General features: G+C 68.6%; 25 protein-coding genes. 10 read left to right on the forward strand and 15 right to left on the reverse strand.

Translation table 11 applies throughout. From position 1 onward, the window contains the following. The first annotated feature begins 14 nt into the window (after positions 1–14). Positions 15–1,115 carry a BMP family ABC transporter substrate-binding protein gene (locus tag ACFFII_RS06235; protein ID WP_377698023.1) on the forward strand — a complete coding sequence of 367 codons (1,101 nt, stop codon included), beginning with the start codon at positions 15–17 and terminating at the stop codon, positions 1,113–1,115. 87 nt (positions 1,116–1,202) lie between these two features. Here the strand turns inward: ACFFII_RS06235 and dps are convergent, their stop codons facing one another. The 4 genes from dps to fabD all read right to left on the reverse strand — a co-directional run bounded on the left by dps (position 1,203) and on the right by fabD (position 3,920). Further along, complete coding sequence (gene dps, locus ACFFII_RS06240; protein ID WP_377698024.1) at positions 1,203–1,676, reverse strand: DNA starvation/stationary phase protection protein Dps; 474 nt, start codon at positions 1,674–1,676, stop codon at positions 1,203–1,205. A 142-nt stretch (positions 1,677–1,818) separates the two neighbouring features. Then, positions 1,819–2,058 carry an acyl carrier protein gene (locus tag ACFFII_RS06245; RefSeq protein ID WP_095640207.1) on the reverse strand — a complete coding sequence of 80 codons (240 nt, stop codon included), beginning with the start codon at positions 2,056–2,058 and terminating at the stop codon, positions 1,819–1,821. 137 nt (positions 2,059–2,195) lie between these two features. Continuing rightward, the gene (gene fabG / locus ACFFII_RS06250; RefSeq protein WP_377698025.1) at positions 2,196–2,933 is read right to left on the reverse strand and encodes a 3-oxoacyl-[acyl-carrier-protein] reductase; all 738 of its coding nucleotides are present in this window, start codon (positions 2,931–2,933) and stop codon (positions 2,196–2,198) included. Between the two features lie 60 nt (positions 2,934–2,993). After that, positions 2,994–3,920, reverse strand: a complete 927-nt coding sequence (gene fabD / locus ACFFII_RS06255) for an ACP S-malonyltransferase (RefSeq protein WP_377698026.1) — start codon at positions 3,918–3,920, stop codon at positions 2,994–2,996. A gap of 70 nt (positions 3,921–3,990) precedes the next feature. Between fabD and ACFFII_RS06260 the strand changes: the two genes are divergently transcribed. Continuing rightward, positions 3,991–5,220, forward strand: coding sequence for a cytochrome b/b6 domain-containing protein (locus ACFFII_RS06260; RefSeq protein ID WP_377698027.1), 1,230 nt, complete (start codon positions 3,991–3,993; stop codon positions 5,218–5,220). A gap of 58 nt (positions 5,221–5,278) precedes the next feature. On the opposite strand, the gene ndk is transcribed toward ACFFII_RS06260, so the two are convergent. Together ndk and ACFFII_RS06270 are read right to left on the reverse strand one after the other, a co-directional pair. Next, positions 5,279–5,701 carry a nucleoside-diphosphate kinase gene (gene ndk / locus ACFFII_RS06265; protein ID WP_377698183.1) on the reverse strand — a complete coding sequence of 141 codons (423 nt, stop codon included), beginning with the start codon at positions 5,699–5,701 and terminating at the stop codon, positions 5,279–5,281. Between the two features lie 145 nt (positions 5,702–5,846). Next, complete coding sequence (locus ACFFII_RS06270) at positions 5,847–6,053, reverse strand: cold-shock protein (RefSeq protein WP_090752510.1); 207 nt, start codon at positions 6,051–6,053, stop codon at positions 5,847–5,849. A gap of 214 nt (positions 6,054–6,267) precedes the next feature. Between ACFFII_RS06270 and ACFFII_RS06275 the strand changes: the two genes are divergently transcribed. The 4 genes from ACFFII_RS06275 to ACFFII_RS06290 all read left to right on the forward strand — a co-directional run bounded on the left by ACFFII_RS06275 (position 6,268) and on the right by ACFFII_RS06290 (position 9,913). Continuing rightward, on the forward strand, positions 6,268–8,115 hold the full coding sequence (locus ACFFII_RS06275) for an ABC-F family ATP-binding cassette domain-containing protein (protein ID WP_377698028.1): 1,848 nt from the start codon (positions 6,268–6,270) through the stop codon (positions 8,113–8,115). 60 nt (positions 8,116–8,175) lie between these two features. Then, positions 8,176–8,925, forward strand: coding sequence for a MipA/OmpV family protein (locus tag ACFFII_RS06280; RefSeq protein ID WP_377698029.1), 750 nt, complete (start codon positions 8,176–8,178; stop codon positions 8,923–8,925). A 74-nt stretch (positions 8,926–8,999) separates the two neighbouring features. Then, a complete protein-coding gene (locus ACFFII_RS06285; RefSeq protein ID WP_377698030.1) occupies positions 9,000–9,359 on the forward strand; it encodes an SUF system Fe-S cluster assembly protein in 360 nt (119 codons plus the stop codon). Continuing rightward, positions 9,359–9,913 (forward strand): sugar O-acetyltransferase, encoded by a 555-nt coding sequence (locus tag ACFFII_RS06290; RefSeq protein ID WP_377698031.1) that lies wholly within the window; start codon positions 9,359–9,361, stop codon positions 9,911–9,913. Before ACFFII_RS06285 ends, ACFFII_RS06290 begins: the two co-directional genes overlap by 1 nt. A 53-nt stretch (positions 9,914–9,966) precedes the next feature. Here ACFFII_RS06290 and ACFFII_RS06295 read toward each other — a convergent pair whose 3' ends face one another. Then, positions 9,967–10,662 carry a DUF1523 family protein gene (locus ACFFII_RS06295; protein WP_377698032.1) on the reverse strand — a complete coding sequence of 232 codons (696 nt, stop codon included), beginning with the start codon at positions 10,660–10,662 and terminating at the stop codon, positions 9,967–9,969. Between the two features lie 157 nt (positions 10,663–10,819). On the opposite strand from ACFFII_RS06295, the gene ACFFII_RS06300 reads away from it, so the two are divergent. The 4 genes from ACFFII_RS06300 (at position 10,820) to ACFFII_RS06315 (ending at position 15,070) form a co-directional block, all read left to right on the forward strand. Further along, complete coding sequence (locus ACFFII_RS06300) at positions 10,820–11,113, forward strand: FtsB family cell division protein (protein ID WP_377698033.1); 294 nt, start codon at positions 10,820–10,822, stop codon at positions 11,111–11,113. Positions 11,114–11,199: 86 nt separating this feature from the next. Next, positions 11,200–12,243: a pyruvate dehydrogenase (acetyl-transferring) E1 component subunit alpha gene (gene pdhA / locus ACFFII_RS06305; protein ID WP_377698034.1), complete on the forward strand. Its 1,044-nt coding sequence runs from the start codon at positions 11,200–11,202 to the stop codon at positions 12,241–12,243. 10 nt (positions 12,244–12,253) lie between these two features. Further along, positions 12,254–13,672 (forward strand): pyruvate dehydrogenase complex E1 component subunit beta, encoded by a 1,419-nt coding sequence (locus tag ACFFII_RS06310; RefSeq protein ID WP_377698035.1) that lies wholly within the window; start codon positions 12,254–12,256, stop codon positions 13,670–13,672. Between the two features lie 12 nt (positions 13,673–13,684). Further along, a complete protein-coding gene (locus ACFFII_RS06315) occupies positions 13,685–15,070 on the forward strand; it encodes a pyruvate dehydrogenase complex dihydrolipoamide acetyltransferase (RefSeq protein WP_377698036.1) in 1,386 nt (461 codons plus the stop codon). A 96-nt stretch (positions 15,071–15,166) separates the two neighbouring features. Here the strand turns inward: ACFFII_RS06315 and ACFFII_RS06320 are convergent, their stop codons facing one another. The 8 genes from ACFFII_RS06320 to rimM all read right to left on the reverse strand — a co-directional run bounded on the left by ACFFII_RS06320 (position 15,167) and on the right by rimM (position 22,934). Continuing rightward, the gene (locus tag ACFFII_RS06320) at positions 15,167–18,223 is read right to left on the reverse strand and encodes an efflux RND transporter permease subunit (protein WP_377698037.1); all 3,057 of its coding nucleotides are present in this window, start codon (positions 18,221–18,223) and stop codon (positions 15,167–15,169) included. Further along, the gene (locus ACFFII_RS06325) at positions 18,220–19,551 is read right to left on the reverse strand and encodes an efflux RND transporter periplasmic adaptor subunit (RefSeq protein WP_377698038.1); all 1,332 of its coding nucleotides are present in this window, start codon (positions 19,549–19,551) and stop codon (positions 18,220–18,222) included. Before ACFFII_RS06325 ends, ACFFII_RS06320 begins: the two co-directional genes overlap by 4 nt. 89 nt (positions 19,552–19,640) lie before the next feature. Then, positions 19,641–20,417 carry a division plane positioning ATPase MipZ gene (locus ACFFII_RS06330; RefSeq protein ID WP_377698039.1) on the reverse strand — a complete coding sequence of 259 codons (777 nt, stop codon included), beginning with the start codon at positions 20,415–20,417 and terminating at the stop codon, positions 19,641–19,643. 177 nt (positions 20,418–20,594) lie between these two features. Next, a complete protein-coding gene (gene rpmE / locus ACFFII_RS06335; RefSeq protein WP_090752488.1) occupies positions 20,595–20,816 on the reverse strand; it encodes a 50S ribosomal protein L31 in 222 nt (73 codons plus the stop codon). A gap of 11 nt (positions 20,817–20,827) precedes the next feature. Further along, on the reverse strand, positions 20,828–21,220 hold the full coding sequence (gene rplS, locus ACFFII_RS06340; RefSeq protein ID WP_090752485.1) for a 50S ribosomal protein L19: 393 nt from the start codon (positions 21,218–21,220) through the stop codon (positions 20,828–20,830). Continuing rightward, the gene (trmD, locus tag ACFFII_RS06345) at positions 21,217–22,086 is read right to left on the reverse strand and encodes a tRNA (guanosine(37)-N1)-methyltransferase TrmD (protein ID WP_377698040.1); all 870 of its coding nucleotides are present in this window, start codon (positions 22,084–22,086) and stop codon (positions 21,217–21,219) included. Before trmD ends, rplS begins: the two co-directional genes overlap by 4 nt. Beyond that, positions 22,079–22,435 (reverse strand): hypothetical protein, encoded by a 357-nt coding sequence (locus tag ACFFII_RS06350; RefSeq protein WP_377698041.1) that lies wholly within the window; start codon positions 22,433–22,435, stop codon positions 22,079–22,081. Before ACFFII_RS06350 ends, trmD begins: the two co-directional genes overlap by 8 nt. Next, positions 22,428–22,934, reverse strand: a complete 507-nt coding sequence (gene rimM / locus ACFFII_RS06355) for a ribosome maturation factor RimM (RefSeq protein WP_377698042.1) — start codon at positions 22,932–22,934, stop codon at positions 22,428–22,430. Before rimM ends, ACFFII_RS06350 begins: the two co-directional genes overlap by 8 nt. Positions 22,935–22,957: the final 23 nt, after the last annotated feature.

The following is a 22,957-nucleotide window of genomic DNA, read 5'->3' on the forward strand; positions in this document are numbered from 1 at the left end:
CAGAGGAGATGTCGATGAACCGCAGAACCCTTCTGGCCTCGGCCGCCGCCTTGGCGCTGGTCGCCATGCTGCCCGCCCTGCCCGCCACCGCACAGACCCCGATCCCCGAAGGCGAAAAGCTGAAGGTCGGCTTCATCTACGTGGGTCCCGTGGGCGACGGCGGCTGGTCCTACCAGCACGACCTCGGCCGCCAGGCCATCGAGGCCGAATACGGCGACCGGATCGAGACGACCTTCATCGAAAGCGTCCCCGAGGGCGCCGACGCCGAGCGAGCGCTGACCCAGCTTGCGCTGTCGGGCTGCAAGCTGATCTTCGCGACCAGCTTCGGCTTCATGGACGCGGTCATCAACACCGCCGCCAAGTTCCCCGACGTGAAGTTCGAGCACGCGACCGGCTACAAGCGCGCCGAGAACGTGGCGACCTATGACGCCCGCTTCTACGAGGGCCGCGCCGTCATGGGCACCATCGCAGGCCGCATGACCAAGTCGAACAAGATCGGCTACATCGGGTCGTTCCCCATTCCCGAGGTGATCCAAGGCATCAACTCGTCCTTCATCCATGCCCGCAAGGTGAACCCGGATGTCGAGATGCGCGTCGTCTGGGCCTATACCTGGTTCGACCCGGCGAAAGAGGCTGACGCTGCATCCGCCCTGCTGGCCGAAGGCGTGGACGTGATCCTGCAGCACACCGATTCCACCGCCCCGCTGGCCAAGCTGCAGGAAAAGGGCGGCATCGGCTTCGGGCAGGCGTCCGACATGGCGGCCTTCAAGCCCACCCCGCGCGTCAGCTCGATCATCGACAACTGGAACCCCTACTACATCCGCCGCGTGGGCGAGGTGCTGGACGGCACCTGGAAGTCGCATGGCGTGTGGCTGGGGATCGGCGACGGCGAGGTCGAGATCGGCGAGATCACCGAAGCCGTCCCGGCCGAGGTCAAGGCAGAGGCCGAGGCCCTGCGCGACCAGATCGGCTCGGGCGCCTATCATCCCTTCACCGGCCCGCTGAACAAGCAGGACGGCAGCGCGTGGCTGGCCGAGGGACAGAAGGCCACCGACGAGGAACTGTCCTCGATGAATTTCTTCGTGGAAGGCATTTCCGCTCAGATCCCGAGCTGAACAAGCCCCCGGCTGCACGAAGGGCGGGCCTTGCGGCCCGCCCTTTTCCATAGCGCGCGCGGTCTGCGCGTACTCTGCGGCTGCCCCTCAGCCGCGATGCGCCTCGATGAACCACAGGTCCTTGTCCGCCTGACGCGAGGCGGCGGTCAGGATGTCGGCGCTGTCGGCGTCGCCCGCCTCGTCCACCGTGTCGATGGCCGTCCGCACCCGCTCGCCATAAGCGCGCAGCCGGTTCGCGACCTCGCGCAGGTGATCCTCGGCCGAGGTCAGGTTGGTCGGATAGGGCTCGAGCCGGGTCGCCCGGGCAACCTCCTCGACCGTGCCGACGGCGGTGCCGTCGAGCTGCTGGATGCGCTCGGCCATGTCGTCGATGTTGGGGTCGAGCCGCGTCTTCACGCCGTCGAGCAGTTCATGGACGGCGATGAAGTTCGGTCCCTTGAGGTTCCAATGCGCCTGCTTCAGCGACATCGACAGCGACAAGCCGTCGGTCATGCAGGCCTGCAGTTCCGAGATGGCGGTCTTGCGGGCATTGTCTTCCAGTCCCTGCAGGTTCACAGGCATGATCTTCTCCTGATGTCGTTGATTTGCAGGTCAACGAACCGCAAGGCCCGAGGTTCCGCCGCCGTGCCACCTCCACCACAGCCGTAAAAAGGAAACGGCGCCCCTAGGGACGCCGTTCAAAGGATGCCGATGGAGGCAGCGATCAGGCGGCGGTCGCCTGGCCGATGAACTTCACCGCGTCGCCGAAGGTCTGGATCGTCTCGGCGGCGTCATCGGGGATCTCGATGCCGAATTCTTCCTCGAAGGCCATGACCAGCTCGACGGTGTCCAGCGAGTCCGCGCCCAGATCGTCGATGAACGAGGCGGTCTCGGTGACCTTGTCCTCTTCGACGCCCAGATGCTCGACGACGATCTTCTTCACGCGATCAGCGATATCGCTCATGTCTCGTTCCTCAGTTACGGGCACTCCGCCCGGATGCGACCGGGACGCACCCGGCAACAAGCCGCGGGCGGGTCCCTGCGGCCTTGGCCCCGGCATATAGCAACGCCAATGTGATCCGCAACCGCTTTCGCGGCCCCTCAGACCATCGCCATGCCGCCGTTGACATGCAGCGTGGCGCCTGTGACGTAAGCCGCCTCGGGGCTGGCCAGATACAGCACGGCGGCCGCGATCTCGTCCGCGCGGCCCATGCGACCGGCGGGGATCTGGGTCAGGATGCGCCCCTTCTGATCATCGTTCAGCTTGTCCGTCATCGCCGTCTCGATGAAGCCCGGCGCCACGCAGTTGACCGTGATCCCGCGCGAGGCGACCTCGTAGGCGAGGCTTTTCGACATGCCCACCAGCCCGGCCTTCGCGGCGGCATAGTTGCCCTGCCCCGGGTTGCCCGTGGTGCCGACGACCGAGGTGATGCTGACGATCCGCCCCCAGCGCGCCTTCATCATGCCGCGCAGCACCCCGCGCGCCAGCCGGAAGGACGAGGTCAGGTTCACGTCCAGCACCTGCGCCCATTCCTCGTCCGACATCCGCATGAACAGGTTGTCCCGCGTGATGCCCGCGTTGTTGACGAGGATATCGACCGAGCCCATTGCCTCGGCCGCCTTCTTCGGCAGCGCCTCGACCTCGGCCGGATCGCCAAGGTTCGCGGTCACCACATGCGCCCGCCCGCCCAGCGACGCGGCGAGTTCCTGCAAGGGCGCCTCGCGCGTCCCCGACAGGGTCACGGTCGCGCCCGCCGCGTGCAGCGCCGCCGCCACGGCCCCGCCGATGCCGCCCGAAGCGCCGGTGATCAGAGCGTTCTTTCCGGTCAGGTCGAACATCAATGCCTCATCTTCTGTCTTGAAATATCCCGGGGTCCGGGGCAGCGCCCCGGTTCGGCCTCAGCCCTTCAGCGCGGCGATATCCTCGGGGGTGCCCACGGCTTTCGTCTCGGCGCCCGGCGCGATGCGCTTGATCATGCCCGACAGCGCCTTGCCCGCGCCGATCTCCCAGAACTCGGTCACGCCCTGGTCGGCCATGAACTGCACGGATTCGCGCCAACGCACCGAGCCCGTGACCTGCTCGACCAGGAACTGCCGGATCGCGCCGGGCATGGTCACCGGCTCGGCCCGCACGTTGGCGATCAGGGGCACGGCAGGCTCGTGGATGTCCACGCCCGCCAGAGCGTCGGCCATCACGGTCGCGGCGGGCTGCATCAGCGCACAATGGAAGGGGGCGGACACGGGCAGCATCAGCGCCCGCTTGGCGCCCCGCGCCTTGGCCAGCGCCGCCGCCCGTTCCACCGCCGCCTTGTGGCCCGAGATCACCACCTGCGCCGGGTCGTTGTCGTTGGCGGCCTGGCAGACCTCGTCCTCGGCCGCCTCGCGGGCGATCTCGTCCACTGCCGCGAAGTCCAGCCCCAGGATCGCGGCCATGGCGCCCATGCCGACGGGCACGGCCTCCTGCATGGCCGTGCCACGGATGCACAGAAGCCGCGCCGTGTCCGACAGGCTGATCGCCCCCGCCGCGCAGAGCGCGGAATACTCTCCCAGCGAATGCCCCGCGACGAAGGCCGCGTCGGTCACCGCAAATCCCTCGGCCTCCAGCGCCCGCATGGCCGCGACCGAGGTCGCCATCAGCGCGGGCTGGGCGTTGCGGGTCAGCGTCAGCGTCTCGATGTCGCCGTCCCAGATCAGCGCGGACAGCTTCTCGCCCAGCGCTTCGTCCACTTCCTCGAAGACGGCGCGCGCCTGCGGATAGGCACCGGCCAGCGCGCGCCCCATGCCGATGGTCTGGGCCCCCTGGCCGGGAAAGACGAATGCGCGCATCTTGAGCTTCCTCCATGCTTTGGGTTGGGATAGCCCGGTCACGGCGATCCCGCAACGGCAGGAGAGAGCGATGCCCGCAACCAACACCTCGCGCGCCTATGGCACTGTCCACCGTTTCCTGCACTGGACCATCGCCGTCCTGATCCTGTCAGCCATCGCGCTGGGCCTTTACGCCGAAAGCTTCCGCGCGGGCGGCGCCGCAACGCTGGCCCGGATGGTCGAGGTCTTCTCGATCCACAAGACCGTGGGCATTGCGGTGCTGTTCCTGGCCCTGGTCCGCATTGCCTGGGTGCTGGTGCAGGGTCACCCGAGGCCGCTGCATCCCCAGCGCCGGCTGGAAACGCTGGTCGCCTCGACCGTCCACTGGGCGCTTTACGGCGGCATGGTGCTGATGCCGCTGGCGGGCTGGCTGCTGCATTCGGCCGCACCGGGCGGAGGCTTTGCCGACATTCTCTGGCCCTTCGGACAGCGCCTGCCCGGCGTGCCGCAGGATGCGGCGCTGTCCGAGCGTTTTACCGCTTTCCACGTTAACGGATGGTGGCTGCTGACCGCGCTTGTCGCGCTGCATATCGGCGGCGCCTTGAAGCACACGATCATTGACCGGGATGCGACGCTGGCGCGCATGGCGGGCAACGCGGCGCTTGTGCCCGAGCCGCCGCGCCACCCGCAGCGGCACCGCTGGCTGCCGCCACTGCTGGCGCTGGCGCTTTGGGGCGGGCTGGCCACCTGGGCCGCCACGGTTGAACGGGCGCCGGAAGCGCCCCCCGAACAAGCCGCGCAGCAGGCGCCTGCCTCCGTCGCGCCCGCGGAAACGGCGGCTTCGGCCTGGACAGTCCAATCCGGCACGCTCGGCCTTTCGGTCACGCAGGCGGGCGTTGCGGTCGAGGGGCAGTTCGGCACCTGGACCGCCACCATCGCTTATGACGAGACGACCGGCACGGGCGAGGTCGCAGCCGAGGTCAACATCGCCTCGCTGACCCTGGGCGCGGTCAGCGGCATGGCGACGGGGCCGGATTTCCTGAACGCCGCCGCCTTCCCGGCCGCCCGCTTCGAAGGGCAGATCGCCCGCACGACCGAAGGGGGCACGGCGCACCAGGCCACCGGAACGCTGACCGTCGCAGGACAGGCGCAGCCTGCCACCCTGCCCTTTGACCTGACGATCGAGGGCGACCGGGCAACCGCCAGGGGGACCCTGACGCTGGACCGCCGCGACTTCCGCGTGGGCGCGACTTACGCGGATGAAAGCACGGTGGCCTTCCCGGTTGTGGTCACGATCAACCTGACGGCCACGCGCGGCTGACGTCCCAACGAAAAAGGCCGCCCCAAGGGCGGCCTTCGCATCGAATGGGATCAGGCGTTCAGCCGACCAGCTCGAGGCCCGAGAAGAAGAAGGCGATCTCTTCCTTGGCGGTTTCCGGCGCATCCGAGCCGTGGACCGAGTTCTCGCCCACCGACAGGGCGAATTCCTTGCGGATGGTGCCCGCATCGGCATTGGCCGGGTTGGTTGCGCCCATCACTTCACGGTTCTTGGCGATGGCGTTCTCGCCTTCCAGCACCTGCACGACGACGGGTTCCGAGGCCATGAACTCGACCAGCTCGCCATAGAAGGGGCGGTCCTTGTGGACGGCATAGAACTGGCCGGCCTGCTCGGGCGACAGCTTGATGCGCTTCTGCGCGACGATGCGCAGGCCCGCGTCCTCGAACTTGGCGTTGATCTTGCCGGTCAGGTTGCGGCGGGTCGCGTCGGGCTTGATGATGGAAAGGGTGCGTTCGATGGCCATGATGTCCTCGGGGTCCGGGGTTGTCAGATTGGCCGGGCGGCTAGCACGGGTCATGGGCGAAGGAAACCCCGCGCCGACAGCCGCGCCCGAACGGAAAAGGGCGGGCCCGCAGGCCCGCCCTTTCGATGTCCGTCGCTGCGTCCGATCAGACGAAGCGGATGTTGATCGCGGATTCGCGGCCGTCGCGGCCTTTTTCCAGGTCGAAGGTGACCTTCTGACCGTCAGCGGGAGCCTGCAGGCCGGCGCGCTCGAGCGCCGAGATGTGCAGGAACACGTCGCGGTTGCCGCTTTCCGGCTGGATGAAGCCGAAGCCTTTGGTCGAGTTGAACCACTTCACGGTGCCGTTGGCCATCGTGAGATCTCCTGTCATGTCGCCATCCGCGGAAATGCGATGGCCCGGCGCAGTCAGTCATAGCAGCATACTGAAGCCGGTAGACGGAGACAGAGAGCAGATAGAAAAACGTTGCCTGCCCCATATAGGCGAGGTCGGTCCTTCCAACAAGGATATTCGCCCGAGGCCGATCAGCCGCGTTGACGAAGCCGCGCGGCTGCTGCAAGCCCCGCCCATGCTGCGCATCGACGACATCTCTTATTCCATCGCGGGACGGCCGCTGTTCGACCACGCCTCGGCCGTGATCCCGACCGGGCACAAGGTGGGCCTCGTCGGCCCGAACGGCGCGGGCAAGACGACGCTGTTCCGGCTGATCCGGGGCGAACTGACGCTGGACGGCGGCACGATCGGCCTGCCCGCCCGCGCGCGCATCGGCGGAGTCGCGCAGGAATCGCCCGCGACCGACGTGTCGGTGCTGGACACGGTGCTGGCCGCGGACACCGAACGTCACGCGCTGATGGCCGAGGCCGAGACCGCCACCGACCCCCACCGCATCGCGGACATCCAGACGCGGCTGGCCGACATCGACGCCTGGTCGGCTGAAGGCCGCGCCGCATCGATCCTGCACGGCCTCGGCTTCTCGACCGGGGACCAAGCGCGGCCCACCGGCGACTTTTCCGGCGGCTGGCGGATGCGGATGGCGTTGGCGGGGGTGCTGTTCGCGCAGCCCGACCTGCTGCTGCTGGACGAGCCGACGAACTACCTCGACCTCGAAGGCGCGCTGTGGCTGGAAGGGTATCTGGCCCGCTATCCTCACACCGTCATCGTCATCAGCCACGACCGGGGGCTGCTGAACCGGGCCGTGGGCTCGATCCTGCATCTCGAGGACCGCAAGCTGAACCTCTACTCGGGCGGCTACGACAGCTTCGCCCGCATCCGGGCCGAGCGCCGGGCGCTGCAGGCCGCCGAGGCCAAGAAGCAGGAAGCCCGCCGCGCCCATCTGCAAAGCTTCGTGGACCGTTTCCGTGCCAAGGCGACCAAGGCCGCGCAGGCGCAGTCGCGCCTGAAGGCGCTTGCGAAGATGGAGCCGATCACCGCCCCCGAAGAGGCGAAGTTCCACCGCTTCACATTTCCCCAGCCCGACCAGCTGTCGCCGCCGATCCTCGCGCTGGACGGCGTGTCGGTCGGCTATGGCGACCGCACGGTGCTCAAGCGGCTGAACCTGCGGATCGACCAGGACGACCGGATCGCGCTGCTGGGACGGAACGGCCAGGGCAAGTCCACGCTGTCCAAGCTGCTGGCCGACCGCCTGCCCGCGATGGACGGGACGATGGCGCAGTCCTCGAAACTGCGCGTGGGCTACTTCGCCCAGCATCAGGTGGACGAGTTGCACCTGGACGAAACCCCTCTGGACCACGTCCGCCGCCTGCGGCCCGACGAGCCGCCCGCCCGCCTGCGCGCCCGCCTTGCCGGCTTCGGTCTGATGGAGGCGCAGGCCGAGACGAAGGTCCGCGCCCTCTCAGGCGGGCAAAAGGCGCGGCTGTCGCTGCTGCTGGCCACCATCGACGCGCCGCATCTGCTGGTGCTGGACGAACCGACCAATCACCTCGACATCGAATCGCGCGAGGCGCTGACCGAGGCGCTGAACGACTACACCGGCGCCGTGGTGCTGGTCAGCCACGACATGCACCTGCTGGAACTGGTTGCCGACCGGCTGTGGCTGGTGGCCGAGGGCGCGGTCGCCCCCTATCCGCACGACCTTGAGACCTACCGCAAGTCGCTGCTGACGGCCGAGGAGCCCGAGCGTCCGAAGGAAACCCCAAGACCCGCGCCGAAGAAGGCCAGCCGCGACGAGATCCTGGACCTGCGGGCCGAGGTGCGCCGCGGAGAGGAGCGGGTCGAGAAGCTGACCGCCATGATGGCGAAGATCAGCGAGAAGATGGCCGACCCTGCGCTGTACGATGACCCGGCCGAGGCCGAGAAATGGGGCCGCAAGCACGCCGAGGCCGCCGAGGCCCTGCCCCGCGCCGAGGCCCTGTGGATGGACGCGCTGGAACGGCTGGACGCCGCCGAGCGCGGCTGATCGCTCTTGCGCGGAAACGCCTGCCGACGAATGCTTGACCCGAACCCCGGAGACACCCCCATGCGCGCCAGCCTGCTCCTGCTTCTTGCCGCTCTTGCCCTGCCGCCCGCCGCCCAGGCGCAGGAGGGCTGGGGCCTTGCCGCCGATATCGGCCTTGGGGCCGAGACCGAGCCGGACTGGCTGGGCTCGAAGGACATGGAAACCTCGCCCTGGATCATCTTCCGCAACTTCGACGTGACCGCGCCGGGCCAGCCCGCGACGCGTGACGGCTCGTCGGACGGCCTGCGGGTCGTGCCGACCTTCAACTGGCGCGGGGGGCGCGATCCGGGCGATTCGGAGGCGCTGGCGGGCCTTGACGACATCGACCGCACGATCGAGGCGGGCGTGCGCTTCCGCTATACCCGTGGCCCGGCCAGCGGCTACCTGGTCGTCCGCAAGGGCTTCGGCGGTCATGACGGGCTGGTGGGCGCGGTTGGCGCGAAATACCGCATCGCCCCGAACGAGCGCCTGACCCTCTGGCCGGGGATCGAGGGCAAGTTCGGCAACAACCATTTTACCCGCACCTTCTTCGGCGTGACCGAGGGCGAATCGGCCCGCAGCGGCTACGAGGCCTATTCGCCCGACGGCGGCTTCTACGCTGTCGGCGCCAGCCTCGAGGCGCGCTATGCCCTGACCCCCACCCTCGCGGTCGTGGGCGAGGCGGAATATTCCCGTCTGACGGGGGACGCGGCGGATGCCCCCTTTGTCGAGGAAAAGGACCAGCCCGCGCTGCGGCTGGGCATCGTCAACCGCTTCAGCCTGCGGTTCTGAGTTGTGCTCATGGTCTTTCGTCCCGGACCGCCAGCCCCTATATGCGGGAACGAACCCGAGACGGAGGCCGACCCATGTATCAGACGCAGCCGACCGAGGGCGAGCCGCTGATCGCGCCCTCGACCACCGACCATCCCCTTTACGACAATGTCGTCGAGGCCTGCCGCACGGTCTATGACCCGGAGATCCCGGTCAACATCTTCGACCTCGGCCTCATCTACACGATCGCCATCGACGACACGAACGCGGTGCGCATCCTGATGACGCTGACCGCGCCGGGCTGCCCCGTGGCGGGCGAGATGCCGGGCTGGGTCGCCGATGCCGTCAATGCCATCCCCGGCGTCCGGCAGGTGGACGTGGACATGGTTTTCCAGCCTCCCTGGGGGATGGAGATGATGTCGGACGAGGCGCGGCTGGAACTCGGCTTCATCTGATGGGGCCTGCCCGCCGGGCGATGCTGGCCGGCCTGCCCTATGATCCCGAGGACGACGAACTCGCCGCCCTGCGCCGCCGCGCGCAGGGCCTGATGCGCAGCTACAACGCCACCATCGACGGCGACGACCGCAGCATCCTGTCGGACCTTCTGGGCAGCTGGAACGGCGCGGTGATCCGCCCGCCCTTCTACGTGGACTATGGCCTTCACATCCATTTCGGCCCGGGCTGCTTCCTGAACTACGGCTGCGTCTTCCTGGATGTGGCCGAGATCCGCCTTGGCGCCCGCGTCCAGGTCGGACCCATGGCTCAGGTCCTGACCGCCGACCACCCGCGAGAGGCGCATCGCCGCGCGGCGGGTGAGGAATCGGGCCGCCCCGTTACCATCGGCGACGATGTCTGGATCGGTGCGGGCGCGCTTGTCCTGCCGGGCGTCACCATCGGCGCAGGGGCGATCATCGGCGCGGGCGCGGTCGTGACGCGCGACGTGGCGGCAAGGACCACGGTCGCGGGCAACCCGGCCCGGCCGATCGCCTCGAAGCCCCCGTTTATCTGAAAGCCGGCAGCCTCGTCTGACCTGAAGACCCCGGTGCGGCCCTTGGCGCGGGATCAGCGACGGGGCGGACGCCAGCTTTGCACCCAGCCCCGGAAGCGGCCCCGCGCCTCACGCGCCTCGGCCCCCAGCCGGTCGCGCGCGCGGTCGGCACGGGCGTCCATCCGCTGCAGCCGCCGCTCGGCCCGTGTCACGGCAGGCGAGATGCGGGCCTCGCGGAAGCGGTTCCAGGCACGCCAGAACAGTGCCAGCAGCACCCCGAGGATGACCAGGATCATCAGCGCGGGCCAGTTCGTCGGCCGCTCGCCCGGCCCCGCGACGGGGGTGATCGAGATCGCGTTGGGAAAGATCGTCAGCAGGTCGTTGCGCCAGCCATAGGAGGTGACGCTGACCCAGCGCGGGTTGTCCGCCGTGGACCTCAGATCGCCCGCCACTGCATGCAGGTTCGAGCTGTCGTACTTGAAATAAGGCGGCCAGATCAGGCCCGTGTCCTCGTTGCGGTAAACCAGCGGTTTGCCGTTCGGGCGCACCGTGTCGATGAAGCGGACGTCGCGCGATCCCTGCGCGTTCTCGACCGTGCCGGTCCTGGCCGAAGCATAGAAGATCCGGTTGCTCCAGTTCAGGTCGGTCAGCTTGTTGTAGGTGTTGGTGATCCGCACCGTCTCGCGCGAGGGCAGCGCATAGTCGAGGAACAGGAAAACCGCGACACCGAACAGCACTCCCAGCACGACCTGGACATTGCGCATGGACATGGGGCTCTCCTCGGCTGCGGCTGGCGGGACAATAGACGTGACGGCGCGCAAGGGAAACGCCCGCCTCGCCCCATGGCAGAACGGCGCTGCCTCGCCCGCCGTTCCGCTTGACGCCGCGGCGTGCCATGATGGGCGAAAAGACACGAGGCCATCGACCGTGACCAGGACCCTGCCCATTGGCGCGCTGATCTATTTCTTCGCGGCGCTGATGCTGTCGCTTTATTTCGCCTTCGCCGCCGTGCAGGGCCCTTCGGGCATCCTTCGCCGCGTGCAGCTCGAGGCCGAGACGGCCGAGCTTGTGGCCGAACGCGACCGCCTGCAGTCCGAAGTGGACCGGATGCGCAACCTGACGCGCCGCCTGTCGGACCAGTATCTCGACCTCGAACTGCTGGACGAACGCTCCCGCGACGTCCTTGGGCTGGTGCGCGCCGACGAGCTGATCGTCCGCTGACGCCACGTCAGAAATCGGCTTGCGCGTCTCCGGCGCCCCGCCGTAAGTTTAGTTCAACGTTGAACTACCTGCGCCGGAGGATGCAGATGGCCAGAAAGCCGACCGAGACTGCCGCGCCAGCCGCGTCCGCGAATGTCTCACGCGACGAGTTGCTGAAATACTACCGTGACATGCTGCTGATCCGCCGGTTCGAGGAAAAGGCCGGCCAGCTTTACGGCATGGGCCTGATCGGCGGCTTCTGCCACCTGTACATCGGCCAGGAAGCTGTCGTCGTGGGGCTGGAGGCCACCGCCAAGGACGGCGACAAGCGCATTACGTCCTACCGCGACCACGGCCACATGCTCGCCTGCGGGATGGAGGCGCGCGGCGTCATGGCGGAACTGACCGGGCGCATCGGCGGCTATTCCAAGGGCAAGGGCGGCTCGATGCACATGTTCAGCCGCGAGAAGCACTTCTACGGCGGCCACGGCATCGTCGGCGCGCAGGTGCCGCTGGGGGCGGGCCTCGCCTTTGCCGACAAGTACAAGGGCAATGACAACGTCACCTTCACCTATTTCGGCGACGGCGCCTCGAACCAGGGCCAGGTCTACGAAACCTACAACATGGCAGAGCTCTGGGCGCTGCCGGTCGTTTTCGTGATCGAGAACAACCAGTATGCCATGGGGACCAGCATGAAGCGGTCCACCCGGTCCACGACGCTTTACGGCCGCGGCGAGGCCTTCGGCATCCCCGGCGAGCAGGTGGACGGCATGGACGTGCTGGCGGTCAAGGCCGCGGGCGAAAAGGCGGTCGCGCACTGCCGCGCCGGCAACGGCCCCTACATCCTGGAAATGATGACCTATCGCTATCGCGGCCACTCGATGTCGGACCCCGCGAAATACCGCACCCGGGAAGAGGTGCAGAAGATGCGCGACGAGCGCGACCCGATCGAGAGCGTCCGCAACCTGCTGCTGACCGGGAAACACGCCAGCGAGGATGATCTCAAGTCGATCGACAAGGAGATCAAGGACATCGTCAACGACTCGGCCGACTTCGCTCGCGAAAGCCCCGAGCCGCCGCTGGATGAGCTGTGGACCGACATCTATGCCGACGACGTGCCGCAGAAGACGGCCGAAGACGTGAACGTGTGAGGGCTGACGCATGGCAACCGAAATCCTGATGCCCGCCCTGTCCCCGACGATGGAGGAAGGGACCCTGGCCAAGTGGCTGGTCAAGGAAGGCGACACGGTGAAATCCGGCGACATCCTGGCCGAGATCGAGACCGACAAGGCCACGATGGAGTTCGAGGCCGTCGATGAGGGCACCGTGGGCCGCCTGCTGGTGTCCGAGGGCACGCAGGGGGTGAAGGTGAACACCCCGATCGCCGTCCTTGTGGCCGATGGCGAGTCCGCCGACGCCGCGCCCCAGGGCTCTGCCCCCCAGGCCGCCGAGCCGCTGGCCCAGCCCGGCGCAGGCGAGGCCAGCAAGGACGAAACCGGCGAGGCCCCAGAGCGCGCCCCCGCCGCCGCGAGATCGGCCGTCGAGCAGGTGAACACGCCCGAGCCCGACGAATCCCCCGACTGGCCCGAGGGCACGACCGTCAGGCAGATGACCGTGCGCGAGGCGCTGCGCGAGGCCATGGCCGAGGAGATGGAGCGCGACGACACCGTCTTCCTGATGGGCGAGGAAGTCGGCGAGTACCAGGGCGCCTACAAGATCAGCCAGGGGCTTCTGGACCGCTTCGGTCCGCGCCGGGTGGTGGACACGCCGATCTCCGAAATGGGCTTTGCCGGCATCGGCACCGGCGCGGCCTTCGGCGGCCTGCGTCCCATCGTCGAGTTCATGACCTTCAACTTCGCCATGCAGGCGATCGACCACATCATCAACTCGGCGGCCAAGACGCTCTACATGTCCGGCGGGCAGATGGGCTGTCCCATCGTCTTCCGCGGCCCGAACGGCGCCGCCGCCCGCGTGGCGGCCCAGCATTCGCAGGACTACGCCGCCTGGTACGCGGCGATCCCCGGCCTCAAGGTCGTGCAGCCCTATACCGCGGCTGACGCCAAGGGCCTTCTCAAGACCGCGATCCGCGACCCGAACCCGGTGATCTTCCTTGAAAACGAGATCCTCTACGGCCGCAGCTTCGACGTGCCGCAGATGGACGACTTCACCATCCCCTTCGGCAAGGCCCGCGTCGCCCGCAAGGGCCGCGACGTGACCATCATCAGCTTCGGCATCGGCATGGCCCATGCGCTGGAAGCCGCCGAAAAGCTGGCGGGCGACGGCATCGACGCCGAGGTGATCGACCTGCGGACCCTGCGGCCCATCGACTACCCGGCGATCCTCAAGTCCGTGCAGAAGACCAACCGCGTGGTGACGGTCGAGGAAGGCTTCCCCGTGGGGTCCATCGGCAACCACCTGTCGGCCTGGATCATGGAAAACGCCTTCGACTGGCTCGACGCGCCGGTGATCAACTGCACCGGCAAGGACGTGCCAATGCCCTATGCGGCGAACCTGGAACGCCTCGCGCTGATCACGGCGGACGAAGTCGTGCAGGCGGTCCGCAAGGTCACCTATCGGTAAGGGGAATCACAGATGGCAACGCAGATCCTGATGCCCGCCCTGTCCCCGACGATGGAGGAAGGGACCTTGGCCAAATGGCTGGTCAAGGAAGGCGACGAAGTCAAATCCGGCGACATCCTCGCCGAGATCGAGACCGACAAGGCCACGATGGAATTCGAGGCCGTGGACGAAGGCGTGATCGGCAAGATCATGGTCGCCGAGGGCACGCAGGGGGTGAAGGTGAACACCCCCATCGCCGTGCTGGTCGAGGACGGCGAAAGCGTGGATGACGCCGCAGGCGCGCCCAAGCCCCCGGCTGCTCCGGCTGCCGGCGCATCGACGGATGCCGAGGAAAAGGCTGCTGCCGAAAAAGGCTACGGCGGTCCCATCGGCGCCCCGGTCGCGGGCGACGGCGGCGGTGCAGCCGCCGCCTCCGGCACTGCCGCGTCGAGGGACAAGGGCGAGCGCGTCTTCGCCTCGCCCCTCGCCCGCCGCATCGCGGCCGAGCGCGGCATCGACCTGTCGGGCCTCACCGGCACGGGACCCAAGGGCCGGATCGTCAAGGCCGACGTGGAAAACGCCCAGCCCGGCGCGGCAAGGCCTGCGGCCCAGTCCACCCAGGCCCCGGCGGCTGCCCCGGCGCAGGCTGCAACCGCCGAGGCGCCGAAACCTGTCGCCGCTGCCCCGCAGGGCATGGGCTACGAGACCGTCCGCAAGATGCTGGAAGGCCGCGAGACCGAGGAGGTCGCGCTGGACGGGATGCGCCGCACCATCGCCGCGCGCCTGTCCGAGGCCAAGCAGACCATCCCGCATTTCTACCTGCGCCGTTCGGCCAAGCTGGATGCGCTGATGGAGTTCCGGGGCACGCTGAACAGCCAGCTCGGCTCGCGGGGCGTGAAGCTGTCGGTCAACGACTTCATCATCAAGGCCTGCGCGCTGGCGCTGCAACAGGTGCCGGATGCCAATGCCGTCTGGGCGGGCGACCGGATCATCAAGCTCAAGCCCTCGGACGTGGCGGTGGCCGTCGCGATCGAAGGCGGGCTGTTCACGCCGGTCCTGAAGGACGCCGACAAGAAGACTCTCTCGGCCCTGTCCACCGAGATGAAGGACCTCGCCAACCGCGCCAAGACCAAGAAGCTCGCGCCCCATGAATACCAGGGGGGCAGCTTCGCGATCTCGAACCTCGGCATGTTCGGGATCGAGAACTTCGACGCCGTGATCAACCCGCCCCACGGCGCGATCCTGGCGGTCGGCGCAGGCATCCAGACGCCGGTGGTGGAAGACGGCCAGGTCGTCGTCCGCAACGTCATGTCCATGACGCTGTCGGTCGATCACCGGGTGATCGACGGCGCCCTCGGCGCGCAGTTGCTCGAAGCCATCGTGAACCACCTCGAGAACCCGATCGGGATGCTTGCCTGAGCCATCCCGCAGCCGCAAAGAGAAAGGGCGCTCCAACCGGGCGCCCTTCTTCTTTCTGGCCCCAATATCCTGAGGGATGAATGGGGGCAGCGCACCCTACTCCGCCGCAGCCGGTTCGGCCTTGTTCAGCCCCAGCCGCCGCTGCAACCAGCCCCCGACCCGCTGCTGCCCGCCATGCAGCAGCGAGAACAGCGAGGGCACGAACAGCAGCGACAGCAGCGTCGACAGCAGCAGCCCCCCGATCACCGCAATGGCCATGGGCGAGCGGAACTCGGACCCTTCCGCCGTGGACAGGGCCGAGGGCAGCATCCCCGCCGCCATGGCGATGGTGGTCATGATGATCGGCCGCGCCCGCTTGTGGACGGCGTCCAAGATCGCGTCGCGCTTGGCGGCGCCCTCGTCCATCGCCTGCACGGCGAACTCGACCAGCATGATGGCGTTCTTGGTCACGATCCCCATCAGCATCAGGAACCCGATCACCACCGCCATGCCGATGGCATTGCCCGTGGCATAAAGCGCAAGGATCGCGCCCCCGATGGCCAGCGGCAGCGACAGAAGGATGCTGACCGGCGTCACGAAGTTGTGGAACAGCAGCACCAGCACGACATAGACCAGCAGCGCCCCCGCCCCCATGGCGAAGCCGAAGGCGCCGAAGACCTCGCCCATGATCTCGGCGTCGCCCGAGGCCTCGAACTCGGTCCCGGGCGGCAGGCTCAGCCGGTACTGCGCGGCCTGCACCTTGGCCGCGACCGGTCCCAGGATCGCCCCGTCCGCGAGGTTGGCCGAAACCGTGGTGCGATAGCGCTGGTCATAGCGGGAAATCTGCGTGGCGCCCGCGGACAGCGACACGTCCGCCACCGCCCCCAGCGGCACCTGCCCGACCGAGGACGGCACGCGCAGGTTCCGCAACTGCAGCAGGTCCTCGCGCGCCTCCTCGTTCAGGCGGACCATGATCGGGATCTGCTCGTCGCCCGCGTTGAACTTGGGCAGGTTCGATTCCGAATCGCCCAGCGTCGCCACCAGCAGCGTCTGCGCCATCGCGGCGGTGGACACGCCCATCTGGGCCGCGCGTTCGACATGCGGCGTGATCTGGATCTCGGGCCGCTGCAGCGCGGACGACGAGGTCACGCTTTCCAGTTCCGGCATCCCGCGCATCTCGGCCACCAGCATCCCGGCGGCCTCGGCCGCGCCTTCCTCGGTGTCGCCCAGGACGCTGACGGTCAGATCGTTGGCCCCAGCCTCGTTCTGGAAATTCAGCCGGACGTCGGGGGTGTCCGCCAGAAAGCCCTTCAGCTGCTCCTCGATCTCGAACTGGGTGCGCTCGCGGCCGGCCTTGTTGCCGTAGTTGATCATCAACCGCGACTTGGTGGGTTCCGAGGTGCCGCCCATGACGAAGACGGACTGCACCTCGGGGATCGCGGCCACGCGGGCGGTCAGGGCGCGCGTCACCTCCTCGTTGTCGTCCACGGTCGATCCGGGGGGCAGCTCGACCTCGATCTGGCTGCGGCCCACGTCGGCGGGGGCGATAAACTCGGTCGGCAGCAGCGTGGCCGAATAGATCGAGCCCGCGAAGACGCCCAGGCCCAGCAGCAGCGTCAGCCCCCGGTGCCGCATGGTCCAGCGCAGCACGGCCATGAGGCCGCGCATCATGCGCCCGTCGCGCTCCTCCTCGGGGTGGCCAGCGCCGCGCAGGAAATAGGCGGCCAGCATGGGCGTGACGATCCGCGCGACCAGCAGCGAGAACAGGACCGACACCGCGACGGTCAGGCCGAACTGCTTGAAATACTGCCCGGCGATCCCGCTCATGAAGCCCACGGGCGCGAAGACCGCGACGATGGAAAAGCTGATCGCGATGACGGTGGTGCCGATCTCGTTCGCGGCCTCCTCCGAGGCCTGGTAGGGAGGCGAGCCCATGTGCATGTGGCGCACGATGTTCTCGATTTCCACAATGGCGTCGTCCACCAGGATGCCGGTGACCAGCGTGATCGCCAGCAGGCTGATCCCGTTTAGGGTGAAGCCCAGCGCGTCCATGACGAAGAAGGTGGGGATCACCGACAGGGGCAGCGCCACCGCCGCGATCACCGTCGCGCGCCAGTTGCGCAGGAACAGCAGCACCACGATGACCGCCAGCGCCGCGCCCTCGTACAGCGTGTGCATCGCGGTCTCGTAGGACTGCTCGGTATAGGTCGTGGTGTCATCGACCAGGGTGATGGTCAGGTTGGGATAGCGTCCGGCGATCTCGGCCAGACGCTCCTTGGCGTTGTCGCCGGCCATCAGGTCGGATTCGCCCGTCGCGCGGTAGACGCCGAAGGCCACCACGGGCTTGCCGTCCAGCAGCGCGAAGCTGCGTTCATCCGTGGGCCCGTCGGTGACGGTGCCCAGCTGGTCCAGCCGCACCGTCTTGCCGCCTGCGATGGACACCGGGGTTGACGCCAGTTGCGCCACCGTGTCGGCGGATCCCAACGTACGGATGGAATATTCCGTCCCCGCAAGGTCGCCGCGGCCGCCGCCCATGTTGACGTTCTGGGACCGCAGCTCGTTCGAAACCTCGGCCGCCGTCAGTCCGTGCGCCAGCAGCCGGTCGGGGTCCAGCGCGACCTCGATCTGGCGGTCCGCGCCCCCGATGCGGCTGACCTGGCCGATGCCGCGCAGGGTCGTCAGCTCGCGCGCGATCACGTCGTCCACGAACTTGGACAGGCCCTCGATAGACCGCGTGGGGTCGCCCACCGCATAGGTCAGAATCGGCATCCCCGTCACGTCGAGACGGCGGACCAGCGGCTCGGTAATGGACTGCGGCAGGTCGGAGCGCACGCTCGCCACCGCGTCCTTGACATCGTTCAGCGCCCGGTCGCTGTCGGTTTCCAGCTCGAACTCGACCGTCAGGCTGGCCGAGCCGTCCGAGGCAGTGGCGCTGATGTGGCGCATTCCCTGGACATTGGCGATGGCGTCCTCGATCGGGCGCACCACCTGCGAGATCAGCTCGGTCGGTGCGGCGCCCGGCTGGGCGACGGTGACGGAGACGATCGGCAGGTCCACGTTCGGCATGGCCGTGACCGGCAGGCGCAGGAAGCTGACCAGCCCCAGTACGACCAGCACCAGGAAGATGGCGATGGGCGGGACAGGATGCCGGATGGACCAGGTGGACAGGTTCATGGCTGCGCCCCTGCCTGGGCCGCCGGGGTCACCGGCTCGGTCGGGATCGGCACCGCCGCCTGGATGGTGGCCGCCGCGGCGGGGGTGGCCAGCGTGGCCGAGGGCGTGGCGACCGCCGGCTGCGCGGCGGGCTGGGCCGAGGCCACGGCGGGCGCGTCCAGGTCTCCGGTCGTCGCGTTCACGCGGTCGCCGCTGGTGAAGAAGGCGCCCGCGCGGGCGATCACCGTCTCGCCCGCGGCCAGGCCGTCCCGGATCTCGCGCCGCTCCTGCCACAGAAGGCCCGCGTCCACCGGCCGTGTTTCGACGACCCCGTCCGCCACGACCTGCACGCGCGCGCCCGAGGCATCGGCCAGGATCGCCGAGGCGGGAACCGTCACCGCGTCATGCCGGTCGGTGATGATGTCGCCGCTGGAAAAAAGCCCCGTCAGCAGCCGCTCGTCGTGATCCAGCTCGACCCGGACAAGCCCCAGCCGCGTGGTCGCGTCCACGGCGGCGGGCAACTGGCGTACGCGGCCCGTGACTCGGCCCACGCCCGCGACCTGCAACTCGGCCGGCTGGCCGGGGCGAAGCTGCGGCAGGTCGGTCTCGATCACCTCGCCCTGGAACTCGATCGAGCCGTCCGCGATCAGGGTGAACATCGGCCCCGAGGCGGCCGAGGCGATGCTGCCCAGTTGGGCGCTGCGGCTGGCGACCCGCCCCTCCACGGGCGAGACGATGCGGGTGCGGTCCACGTTCAGCTGCGCGATCTCGCGCGCGGCCCGCGCCTGCGCCTCGGCGGCCTGCGCAACGGCCAGCCCTTCGCGCGCGCTGGTGGCGGCGGCACGGGCGGCGGCCTCGGCGGCGATGGCCTGGTCCAGCGAGGCCTGGGTGCCGCTGCCGCTGCGGCGCAGGCTGCGGGCACGTTCCAGCGCGGTGACGGCCTGCGTCAGCGCGGCCTCGGCGCTGGAAATCTGGCTTTCGGCCTGGCTGACGCCCGCGGTGGCGCGCTGCAGCTCGGCCTCGGCCTGGGCCAGTTGCGCCCGCACGGTCGCGTCCGACAGGCGGGCAAGCTCCTGCCCCTTTTCCACGCGGTCGCCCGCCTCGGCGCCCAGCGAGGTGATCTCGAGCCCCTCGACCTGCGGGTAAACCTGCACCTCGGCCCGCGCGACCAGCGTGCCCGACAGCGGCACGCGCCGCTGCACCTCGGTCACGGCGGCAGGTTCGACGGTGACGGTCGGAACGGCCGTGGCGGCGGGGGCGGCCGGTTCCTCGGGCGGGGCGCCGCCCATGGCCAGCAACGGGCCGGGAACAAGCAGGATCAGGGCTGCAAGAAGGGGAAGGCGCCGCATGGGTCTGATGTCTCTCTGGTGCCGATGGCACATAAGAGCCACCCTGACGCGCCACAATGGCCGCGTTCAAGGCGTTGACGCGATGGTGCCTAGATGTTGACCCGGACGCCGGGCAGGCGCAGCTCGACCAGCAGGTCGCGCAGTTCCTGCCGCGCGGCGATGTTCGACATGGACAGGTTCTGCGTGCCGATGTCGCGCAGGTCCAGAAGCGTCAACCCGCGCGGGAACAGCTCGCGGAAGATCACCCGCTCGGCAAAGCCCGCGGCGACCCGGAAGCCGATGCGGCGCGACAGCCGCGCCAGCGCCTCGCCCACCTTGCGCTTGTTGTGCATCTCGGTGGTCCCCAGGCGGTTGCGCAGCACCACCCAGTCGATCGGCCCCGCCCCGGCCTGCCCCCGCAACTGCCGCGCGGACCAGACCATCTCGGCATAGATCGACGGCCCCAGCACCTCGCCCTGCGGCGAGATGCGCGCCAGCAGGTCGAAGTCGATGAAGCTGTCGTTCATCGGCGTGACCAGCGTGTCGGCCAGCGTATGCGCCATCTGGCTCAGCTTGGTGTGCGAGCCGGGGCAGTCGATGACGATGAAGTCGTGGTCCGGGTCCAGCCCCGCCACGGCAGCCGACAGGGGATCCCCGCCCTCGTCGCGCGGCAGTTCGGCCAAGGTGGGAGTGGGCAGCGACAGCCCCTCGCGGTCCATGAAGGCCACGCGGTTTTCCAGGTAGCGGCCGAAGCTGCGCTGGCGCACGTCGAGGTCCAGCGCGCCCACGCGGTGCCCCATGCGGGCCAGCGCGGTCGCCACATGCATCGAGGTGGTGGATTTCCCCGAGCCGCCCTTTTCGTTGCCGACAACGATGATATGCGCCACGAATCGCCTCGCTTCAGATCGGCGGAAGGCTAACGGGCCGGGCGGGACAAGTCATGGCGGTCCCGACGCCCATCTGTGGACAATCGCCGCCCCTGGACGGTTCCTTGCCGATGGCCCCCGCCGCATGAGAAAGCGCCGCCCTTTCGGGGCGGCGCTTCCGGGTTCCAGTGCTGGGGATCAGAAGCCCAGGCCGGCGTACTTGTTCTTGAACCTGGAGACGCGTCCCCCGGTGTCCATCAGCTTGGCCGAGCCGCCGGTCCAGGCCGGGTGCGAGGTCGGATCGATGTCCAGGGACATCGTGTCGCCTTCCTTGCCCCAGGTCGAACGGGTCTGGTAGGTCGTGCCATCCGTCATCTTGACGGTGATCATGTGGTATTCGGGATGGGTATCGGCTTTCATCGCGCGCGACCTCAGGCGTTGGCGTCGGCCTTGGCGGCCTTCGGCTTGTAGTTGGACACTTCGGCGATGCGGGCGGATTTGCCGCGACGATCGCGCAGGTAGTACAGCTTGGCGCGGCGGACGCGGCCACGGCGCACGACCTCGATCGAGTCGATGTTGGTCGAGTACAGCGGGAAGACGCGCTCGACGCCCTCGCCGAAGGAGATCTTGCGGACGGTGAAGGACGCACCGATGGTTTCGCCGCCCTTGCGGCTGATGCAGACGCCTTCGTACATCTGCACGCGGGTGCGGGTGCCTTCCGTCACCTTGTAGCCGACGCGCACGGTGTCGCCGGCCTTGAAGTCGGGAATGGTCTTGCCGAGCGAGGCGATCTGCTCGGCTTCCAGTTGGGCGATCAGGTTCATCGCGATTGATCCTCGTCATGCTCGCGGTGGTTCCGCGATTGGTCTGATGCGCCCGAGAGCTGCGTCCTTCGGTTCGGGTCCATACCGTCGCGGTATGCCCGCCACAGGTCGGGGCGGCGTTCCTTTGTCAGCCTTTCGGCCTCGTCGTCCCGCCAATGCGAAATTGCCGCGTGATTTCCGGACAGAAGAACATCCGGGATCCTGCGGCCTTCCCATTCGGCGGGCTTCGTGTACTGCGGATGCTCAAGCAGGCCGTGGGAAAAGGACTCCTCGGCCAGAGATTCCTGATTCCCCAGCACGCGCGGTATAAGGCGGACCGTCGCGTCGATCAAGACCTGAGCGGCGATCTCTCCGCCGGTCAGGACATAGTCGCCGATGCTGATCTCGGTCACGTCGAAGGCGTCCAGAACGCGCTGGTCCACGCCCTCGAAGCGCCCGCAGATCAGCGTAACGCCCGGCCCCTGTGCCAGACGCCGCGCAATGGCCTGCGTCAGCGGGCGGCCACGGGGGGAAAGATAGACCACCGGAAGATCGGGGGCGGCGGATTTCGCCTCGCGCAGGGCGGCGGCCATGACGTCGGGGCGGATGACCATGCCGGCGCCGCCGCCTGCCGGGGTGTCGTCCACGTTGCGGTGCCGCCCGATGCCGTGGTCGCGCAACTGGATCGTGCGCAAGGACCACAGCCCTTCGGTCAGCGCGCGGCCCGTCAGCGACAGGCCCAGCGTGCCGGGAAAGGCCTCGGGGAAAAGGGTGATGACCTGCGCGGTCCAGGCGCCCGCCAACTCGGGCGGTGCCATCAGGTCGCGGGGCCGCAGCGTCGGGCGCACCGCGACCCGGCCGTGGGAACGGGAGGGCGGCTCAGCCATCGCGGCCTCCGCCAATGGGGAACCAGTCGGTGCCTGCCAGCACCGCGCCTGCAGCGGACAACGCCAGGGGGCCGAGTCCACCCCAGTTGGCCGACCAGCCAAGACTGCGCGTCAGTGCATCCGTGCCGAAATACAGTGCCATGCAGCCCAGCGCCGCCGCTGCCGTGGCCCCCGCGAGATGAAAGGGCGAACGCCAGGTTTCCCCCGGTGCCGCCAGCACCAGCCCCAAGACGGCCAGCAGCGCGAACAGCCCCACCGACCAGCCCCCTGCCCGGCCGAGACCCGCGAGCAGCGGCCCGGCGAAGATCAGCGCGCGGCCGATCCACTGCCGCGAGGACACCCTATTCATCCGAAGCGGGCGGGTCTGCGACGATGCGTCCGGCGGTCAGATCGACCGTCGGCACCGCCGCCTTCGTGAAGGGGATCAGCAGCACGCCGGAAGGCCCGTAAACCTCGAGGATGTCGCCCGCCCCGTGGTCATAGATGGCGCGGACACGGCCAAGGCTCGCGCCGCCCGTGTCCATCACCTCGAGCCCGATCAGGTCGGCGTGGTAGAATTCGTCATCCGGCAGCGAGGGCAGCGCCGCGCGGTCGGCCCAGAGCGTCGCGCCCTTCAGCGCATCCGCCTGTTCCTTTGTGTCAATTCCCGACAGCCGCGCGCCGAGGCCCCCGTTGACAGGACGGGTCAGCTTGACGGCGAAGCGGCGCCTGCCGTCCTCGCTGGTCAGCTCGCCATAGGTGGCGATATCCTCGGCGACGGCGCAGAAGCTCTTCAGCCGCACCTCGCCACGAACGCCGAAAGCGCCGGCGATGGCGCCGACGCAGATGCGGTTGGACGGTTCAGCCATGCGGGTGTCCCTTGCCGAGCGTC

The sequence above is a fragment of the Paracoccus niistensis genome, from assembly GCF_042432925.1.
Taxonomy (GTDB): Bacteria; Pseudomonadota; Alphaproteobacteria; order Rhodobacterales; family Rhodobacteraceae; genus Paracoccus; species Paracoccus niistensis.

Coding starts and splice junctions, on each gene's coding strand:
- pdhA (WP_377698034.1), top strand. CDS start 11,200: ATGGCCAGAAAGCCGACCGAGACTGCCGCGCCAGCCGCGTCCGCGAAT.
- ACFFII_RS06280 (WP_377698029.1), top strand. CDS start 8,176: ATGCGCGCCAGCCTGCTCCTGCTTCTTGCCGCTCTTGCCCTGCCGCCC.
- ACFFII_RS06245 (WP_095640207.1), bottom strand. CDS start 2,058: ATGAGCGATATCGCTGATCGCGTGAAGAAGATCGTCGTCGAGCATCTG.
- ACFFII_RS06285 (WP_377698030.1), top strand. CDS start 9,000: ATGTATCAGACGCAGCCGACCGAGGGCGAGCCGCTGATCGCGCCCTCG.
- ACFFII_RS06270 (WP_090752510.1), bottom strand. CDS start 6,053: ATGGCCAACGGCACCGTGAAGTGGTTCAACTCGACCAAAGGCTTCGGC.
- ACFFII_RS06325 (WP_377698038.1), bottom strand. CDS start 19,551: ATGCGGCGCCTTCCCCTTCTTGCAGCCCTGATCCTGCTTGTTCCCGGC.
- rimM (WP_377698042.1), bottom strand. CDS start 22,934: ATGGCTGAACCGTCCAACCGCATCTGCGTCGGCGCCATCGCCGGCGCT.
- ACFFII_RS06260 (WP_377698027.1), top strand. CDS start 3,991: ATGCCCGCAACCAACACCTCGCGCGCCTATGGCACTGTCCACCGTTTC.
- fabD (WP_377698026.1), bottom strand. CDS start 3,920: ATGCGCGCATTCGTCTTTCCCGGCCAGGGGGCCCAGACCATCGGCATG.
- ACFFII_RS06295 (WP_377698032.1), bottom strand. CDS start 10,662: ATGTCCATGCGCAATGTCCAGGTCGTGCTGGGAGTGCTGTTCGGTGTC.
- ACFFII_RS06315 (WP_377698036.1), top strand. CDS start 13,685: ATGGCAACGCAGATCCTGATGCCCGCCCTGTCCCCGACGATGGAGGAA.
- ACFFII_RS06290 (WP_377698031.1), top strand. CDS start 9,359: ATGGGGCCTGCCCGCCGGGCGATGCTGGCCGGCCTGCCCTATGATCCC.
- dps (WP_377698024.1), bottom strand. CDS start 1,676: ATGCCTGTGAACCTGCAGGGACTGGAAGACAATGCCCGCAAGACCGCC.
- ACFFII_RS06310 (WP_377698035.1), top strand. CDS start 12,254: ATGGCAACCGAAATCCTGATGCCCGCCCTGTCCCCGACGATGGAGGAA.
- rpmE (WP_090752488.1), bottom strand. CDS start 20,816: ATGAAAGCCGATACCCATCCCGAATACCACATGATCACCGTCAAGATG.
- ACFFII_RS06350 (WP_377698041.1), bottom strand. CDS start 22,435: ATGAATAGGGTGTCCTCGCGGCAGTGGATCGGCCGCGCGCTGATCTTC.
- ACFFII_RS06320 (WP_377698037.1), bottom strand. CDS start 18,223: ATGAACCTGTCCACCTGGTCCATCCGGCATCCTGTCCCGCCCATCGCC.
- ndk (WP_377698183.1), bottom strand. CDS start 5,701: ATGGCCATCGAACGCACCCTTTCCATCATCAAGCCCGACGCGACCCGC.
- trmD (WP_377698040.1), bottom strand. CDS start 22,086: ATGGCTGAGCCGCCCTCCCGTTCCCACGGCCGGGTCGCGGTGCGCCCG.
- fabG (WP_377698025.1), bottom strand. CDS start 2,933: ATGTTCGACCTGACCGGAAAGAACGCTCTGATCACCGGCGCTTCGGGC.
- ACFFII_RS06275 (WP_377698028.1), top strand. CDS start 6,268: ATGCTGCGCATCGACGACATCTCTTATTCCATCGCGGGACGGCCGCTG.
- rplS (WP_090752485.1), bottom strand. CDS start 21,220: ATGAACCTGATCGCCCAACTGGAAGCCGAGCAGATCGCCTCGCTCGGC.
- ACFFII_RS06235 (WP_377698023.1), top strand. CDS start 15: ATGAACCGCAGAACCCTTCTGGCCTCGGCCGCCGCCTTGGCGCTGGTC.